The 5,462-nt window shown below is 46.6% G+C and carries 6 protein-coding genes; 3 read left to right on the top strand and 3 right to left on the bottom strand.

Annotated features, from left to right (window positions below):
- On the top strand, window positions 1–539 hold a 539-nt coding region (locus A3735_RS16090; protein WP_068638284.1), incomplete at its 5' end, for a response regulator transcription factor.
- Window positions 540–560: 21 nt separating this feature from the next.
- Window positions 561–1,946, top strand: a complete 1,386-nt coding sequence (locus A3735_RS16095; protein WP_197470236.1) for an ATP-binding protein — start codon at window positions 561–563, stop codon at window positions 1,944–1,946.
- A 12-nt stretch (window positions 1,947–1,958) separates the two neighbouring features.
- On the opposite strand, the gene A3735_RS16100 is transcribed toward A3735_RS16095, so the two are convergent.
- The 3 genes from A3735_RS16100 to A3735_RS16110 all read right to left on the bottom strand — a co-directional run bounded on the left by A3735_RS16100 (window position 1,959) and on the right by A3735_RS16110 (window position 4,080).
- On the bottom strand, window positions 1,959–3,011 hold the full coding sequence (locus A3735_RS16100) for an aldo/keto reductase (protein WP_068513358.1): 1,053 nt from the start codon (window positions 3,009–3,011) through the stop codon (window positions 1,959–1,961).
- Window positions 3,012–3,096: 85 nt separating this feature from the next.
- Window positions 3,097–3,729: a peptide-methionine (S)-S-oxide reductase MsrA gene (msrA, locus tag A3735_RS16105; RefSeq protein WP_082865364.1), complete on the bottom strand. Its 633-nt coding sequence runs from the start codon at window positions 3,727–3,729 to the stop codon at window positions 3,097–3,099.
- 42 nt (window positions 3,730–3,771) lie between these two features.
- Window positions 3,772–4,080, bottom strand: a complete 309-nt coding sequence (locus A3735_RS16110; RefSeq protein ID WP_068513352.1) for a hypothetical protein — start codon at window positions 4,078–4,080, stop codon at window positions 3,772–3,774.
- Between the two features lie 137 nt (window positions 4,081–4,217).
- On the opposite strand from A3735_RS16110, the gene A3735_RS31055 reads away from it, so the two are divergent.
- On the top strand, window positions 4,218–5,462 hold a 1,245-nt coding region (locus A3735_RS31055; RefSeq protein ID WP_197485912.1), incomplete at its 3' end, for a CDGSH iron-sulfur domain-containing protein.

Below are 5,462 nucleotides of genomic sequence, written 5' to 3' on the forward strand. Positions count from 1 at the left end.
TGGCGGTTGTGGACTTAGGTTTGCCAAAAATTGAAGGCGTTGAAGTGATTCGTCGTTGGCGAAAAGCGGGGAGGGACTTCCATATATTGATACTGACTGCTCGCGGAAATTGGCAAGATAAAGTTGAAGGCATGGATGCTGGTGCAGATGACTACCTGGTGAAGCCTTTTCATGTCGAAGAGTTATTTGAACGTATTAAAGCCTTGCTCAGACGTTTTGGCGGCCAAGCCTCTTCAGTGCTAAAGTTTGAGACTCTGACAATAGACCTATCGGCCAAGCAAGCCACAGTAAATGATAGCGCGATTGACTTAACTGCTTTTGAGTTCAATATTCTAGAGTACCTTTTGCTAAATTCTGAGCGACCAGTCTCGAAGGCTGAGTTGACCGAGCACCTTTATGAGCAAGACTACGACCGGGATAGCAACGTGATAGAGGTCTTGGTTGGCCGTCTTCGAAAGAAACTTGAAACGGCTTGTAAGCTTTCCTTAATCAAAACTGTGCGAGGGCAGGGTTATCGCTTCCTTCACCCTTCAGAGTAAGTGTTGATGAAGACTTGCTTGATGAAAAACTGGCTGCTGACAAGTATACAAGGGCGCTTGGCGTTGGCTTCAGTCTTATTGCTACCCCTTATTTGTGGTGCCTTGGCTTGGGTGCTTGAGCGCGCTTATTCTGCTAGCTTGCTGGAAGCCCAGCATCAAAAAATGACGACACAGGCTTATGCTTTGATTGCATCGGCCGAACTGGAATCCCAATCGCTTTGGTTGCCTGAACTGGTGACTGATGATCGTTTGAACCAAGCTTTTTCTAATCACTATGCTTTTGCTTTTAATCATCAAGATAACGCTCTCTTGTGGAAGTCTCTCTCCGCTCAAGGACGCTTGGACACGGTTGAGTATGATGTAAGTGAGCTAAGCCTGGGAGACCCAAAATTCCTTCGTTTACCTATTAGTGACGTGCCTTTTTTCCACCTACATTATTTAGTTGAGTGGGAAGATGGTGAGCGTGTTTTACCTTTCCGTTTTGTTGTCTTGGAAACGCAAGATGCTTATCGCCAAGCAATGGAGGAGTACAGAGCCTCGCTTTGGTTTTGGTTGAGTGCGGTAGCGCTGGCACTCATTGCACTTCAGTTCATGATACTGAAGTGGGGGCTTCGCCCTATTGCTGCTTTAAGTCATGACTTGAGTGTGATTCAGAAAGGTGAGTCGGATTCGCTGAAAGGCAATTATCCCTTAGAGCTTCAGGAGATGACGGATAGTATTAATCGTCTTATTTCCCACGAAGCTCATCAGCGAGAACGCTATCGGAATACCTTAGCGGACCTGGCACATAGCATTAAAAACCCTTCTGCCATTATTAGCAGCGCCTTGAATCAGGCGGGAAACTCCCTACCTGATGATATGCGCAATACCTCATGGCTCCAGGATATTGAGGAGCAGAATGAGCGCATCGATAAAATACTTTCCTACCAGCTAACACGCGCCGTTGGGGGTGTGGCAGCCCCGTTTAATAAGGCCGTAGTAGTCAAACCCTTGTGCGATAAAATCTGTGCAGCCATGGGCAAGGTCTATCATGATAAGTCGATGACTTTGGCTTGTGATATCTCCGGCGACGCAGTCTTTAGGGGAGATGAAGGTGACCTGATAGAGCTCTTAGGCAACTTGATCGATAATGCTTTTAAATACGGAAAGGCGCAGGTTAATGTTCATGCAAGGGCCCATGACAATACCTTACGGATCACCATTGAAGATGATGGCCCGGGGATAAGTGAAGCTGAGCAGGCAAAGCTCGTCAGACGAGGCCAGCGCGCGGACACTACGATTCCCGGCCAAGGAATAGGTTTAGCTGTAGTAAATGATATTGTCGAGAGCTACGGCGGGACGCTAAGATTATCTGATTCTGAATTAGGCGGGCTAAGTGTAGAGCTCGCCTTTTCTCAGGGTTTATAGAGCTTTTTTGTGCTAGAAAGGCAAAGGGTATTCCCTAAGTACTTTGAAAATAGCCTTCAGGTCATCTTTGGATAACTCAACTTTAAAGGCTTCGATATCTTCTTCCAGCTGCTGCAAACTGGTGGCGCCAATAATTGTTGATGTGACACCATCGACCTGATTACACCAGGCTAATGCCAATTGTGCCGGCGTGATATCGAGTTGCTTAGCAATCGAGGCATAGGCACTGACAGCCGTCTCGACATTTGGCTTGTCCCGTAAAATACCATTGCGTTGTGGAATGCTCCAGCGACTACCATCAGGCCTTTCTCCATTTAGATATTTACCGCTTAATACGCCGCCACCAAGCGGAGACCAGGGAAGGTAAGCGACATCCTGGTGAACACAGTTTTCAATCAGGTAAGGCCAGTCTTTGGTATGTAGTAGATTAAACTCATTTTGTATTGATACCATCTTGGGAAGCGAGTGCTTTTCAGCTAAACGTAAGTACTCATTGATCCCCCAAGGTGTGTCGTCTGATAAACCGCAATGTCTAATTTTCCCGGCTTTGATGCAGTCATTTAAAGCCTGAAGAATTTCTAGCATTTGATCGGAGTGTGCCTGACGGTCTACATCGGTAAAAGAAATTCGACCAGGGAAATGTTTGGCGAAGTGAGGCGAGGTACGATTGGGCCAATGGAGTTGGTAGAGGTCGATGTAGTCGGTCTTAAGGCGCTTTAAGGATGCGTCTACTGAGGTGATAATCGACTCACCCGTGATGTCACCACCCCCGCGTATCCAAGGTAGGCCATTTCCTGCAATCTTTGAGGCCAGAATAATGTCACCTCGTTTACTCGAATTAGCTGCCAGCCAGTTACCTATCATCTTTTCTGTTTTGCCATAGGTATCGGCTGAAGGTGGCACTGCATACATCTCTGCTGTATCAATGAAGTTCACGCCTTGCGCCAAGGCGAAGTCGATTTGCTCACTGGCATCGCGCTGAGTATTTTGTGTGCCCCAGGTCATCGAGCCCAGGCATACTCGTGAAACATTAATGCCGCTGCTACCAAGTTTTGAATAGTTCATTGATCAAGCCTCTATTTAGTTTCGCTTATAGTAATAGATCTCCTTAGGTGCGGACAGTGTTTTTTCCAGGGGCTTTACCGCATTACTAGAACAGCTCGACCCCACAGCCACCTAAGCCACAGTAGCCGTCGGGATTCTTATCAAGGTATTGCTGGTGATATTCTTCAGCATAGTAAAACTCAGAGGCTTGTTTAATCTCGGTAGTGATTTCGCTAAACCCCCGCGCTGTTAGCGCTACTTGGTATTGTTGTAGGCTTTCATTAGCAAGTTTGCTTTGTTCGTCATTGAAGGTGTAAATGCCTGAACGGTATTGTGTTCCCTGGTCGTTACCTTGGCGCATGCCTTGTGTTGGGTTATGCGCCTCCCAAAATGTTTTTAGTAAGTCTGAGTATGATACTTGGGACGGATCATAAGCGACTAATACCACTTCATTATGGCCTGTCGATCCTGAGCAAACTTCTTGGTAGCTTGGGTTGGGCGTAAAGCCCGCGCTATAGCCTACCGCCGTAGAATAAACTCCTGCCAGTGACCAAAACTTTCGTTCGGCGCCCCAAAAACAGCCCATGCCAAACATTGCTTGTTTAATTCCAGAAGGAAAGGGGGGCAGCATTGAATTGCCAGTGACGGTATGGGTGGCGCTAATGCTAATTGCCTGATCGCGCCCTGGTAAGGCGTTTTCGGGTTTGATCATTTTGGCTTTTTCGGGCTTAAAAAACATAGGGATCTCGTCGCTTGGTGTGAGAAATTTTAAACTGCAGGCTTAGGGTGTCGCTAGTAATTGCTTCGCTTGGCGCACTCTCAACATGACATCATTATGATCCTCTTTCCTGATATGAGCTTGCACTAGCCTGGTTTTGACGATGACCGTTACCTTCTCTGCATCTTCCACAGTTCGGTTATGTGCTTTAAGCACTTTTGCAATCTCCTCAGCACTGGCTCCCTGGTTTTTCTTTAATAGCTGAATAATATCCTTTGCACACTGCTCTGCAGCCGGGTCGGGTTTGCTCATGCTTTTAAAAATTAATACGGCGATTACGATGATAAGAATAATAGGGATATAGGTATTCATTGCTGAGAATCCAGTTGTTTAGTCGGGCTTAGCCAATTGTACCTTATGATTCATTCTTGATGGTTGTTTTTTGAGCTTTGTTGACTACATTTAGAAGGCTTATCTGTTTATAAAACTATCAAAAATGAGAGGATGATATGAGCGAGGAAAGCGTCGATTTTGGCCCGTTGGAAGCGATGATTGGTACCTGGGAAGGTGATAAAGGTTTGGATGTCGCGCCTTTGCCAGGAAGTCAAAAAGAAGATAGCCCTTACTTTGAACGTATTGTTGTCGAACGAGTAGGGGATGTTGAAAATGCCAAGCAGCAGACGCTGGCGATTGTTCGCTACCATCAGGTTGTACGGCGTCAAAGCAATGGCGAGATCTTCCATGATGAGCTTGGCTATTGGATGTGGGACGCTGAACAGAAAATTGTTATGCACTCGCTACAAATCCCTAGAGCGGTTGGCCTTCTTGCTGGCGGATCCTATGACTCGAATGCAGGTACACCGGGAAAAATTAAGCTATTCGTACAAGCCAAAGATGGCGATGCTGACTGGGGAATTGTTCAGTCACCGTTTATGCAAAAAAACGCTCGCACGATCGCCTTTCGTCATGAAGTCACCATTGAAGGTGATACCTTAAGCTACTCCGAAACCACAGTGCTGGATATCTACGGCAAGACCTTTGATCACACTGATGCAAATGTTTTGACAAGAAAGACAGGTGCCGAGATAAAGCAGGATAACACTGTAGCCCAGGTTGTTGAGCTTGCTCCTAGCGGCTCTCAAACCTCAGATAACAGTCCGAATATAGCGGGTCGAAAGCCAATCAAAGCCGAATTAAAGTCGGGTGAAAGCTATGCTTGGTGCTCTTGTGGCTTGAGTAAGAATCAGCCATTCTGTGATGGTAGTCACCGCTCCACCTCATTTAAACCCAAGGTATTTAAGGTCGATGAAGATCAGGATGCCTGGTTGTGTATGTGTAAACATAGCAAGAACCCGCCTTATTGTGATGGTAGCCATAAGAACTTACCGAAACCTGGGGCAAGTGCTGCGCAAGCCTCCTCTATACCAACGGGTACTGAAGAAGTCGCCGAAGAGCCAAGCTTGGCAGAGGTTAAAGCTTTGGCACAAGACGGTTTAGAGAAAACCGGTGGCCATGGTGAAATGGTAGCGATGGGAGTACCCCGTACGCAACTTCCAGAATGGGATGATATTCAAATCATGACCGCCCAGATGGCAACGAAGCCTTTGTTGGAAGATGAAAAAGTAGGGACGGAGTTGATCATCGGACCGAAAGCCAAAAAGCCTTTGGTATTAGATATCCCACTATTTGTTTCAGATATGAGCTTCGGTGCACTTTCAGAAGAAGCAAAGATCGCACTAGCAAGAGGGGCGGAA

This window comes from Oleiphilus sp. HI0061 (genome assembly GCF_001635675.1).